This window comes from Streptomyces lancefieldiae, from assembly GCF_031845825.1.
Classification (GTDB): Bacteria; Actinomycetota; Actinomycetes; order Streptomycetales; family Streptomycetaceae; genus Streptomyces; species Streptomyces lancefieldiae.
In genome coordinates, this window is the sequence record NZ_JAVRFH010000258.1 from 1 (window position 1) to 747 (window position 747).

At 66.1% G+C, this 747-nt stretch carries 1 protein-coding gene; it reads left to right on the forward strand.

The window, feature by feature from the left end; genetic code table 11:
• Nucleotides 1–747 (forward strand): PIG-L family deacetylase (locus tag RM812_RS41985; RefSeq protein WP_311586260.1); only part of this gene is annotated, 747 nt, incomplete at its 5' end.

The window sequence follows — 747 nt, forward strand, 5'->3', positions numbered from 1 at the left end:
GCGGCGGAAGGCGTCCGCACGGTGCTCGTGACGTGTACCGACGGCGGTTGCGGTGACGGGCCGGGGGGCGTCAAGCCGGGCGATCCCGGGCATGATCCGGCGGCGGTCGCTCTGATGCGCCGTCAGGAACTCGAGGCGAGCTGTGACGTCCTGAAGGTCAGCGATCTGGAAATGCTGGACTATGCCGACTCCGGGATGATGGGCTGGCCGAGCAACGACGCCCCCGGATCTTTCTGGCAGACCCCGGTGGAGGAAGGCGCGGCCCGACTCGCGGAACTCATGCGGCACTACCGACCTGACGTGGTCGTCACGTACGACGAGAACGGCTTCTACGGCCATCCCGATCACATCCAGGCCCACCGCATCACGATGGCGGCGCTGGAGATGACCGCGCTGACACCGAAGGTGTACTGGACCACGATGCCCCGCTCGGGGATGCAGCGGTTCGGGGAGATCATGCGCGAGTTTCATCCGGACATGCCGGAGCCGGATCCTGCCGAGGCCGCCGCGATGGCCGAGATCGGCCTTCCCGACGATGAGATCACCACCTGGGTGGACACCACCGCGTACAGCGGTCAGAAGTTCGACGCGCTGGCCGCGCACGCCAGTCAGGGCGAGAACATCTTCTTCCTCAAGATGGGCAAGGAGAGGTTCGGCGAGTTGATGGGCATGGAGACCTTCGTACGAGTCCAGGACGCCACCGGCGCGGACGTACCCGAGAACGATCTCTTCGCCGGACTGCGCTGA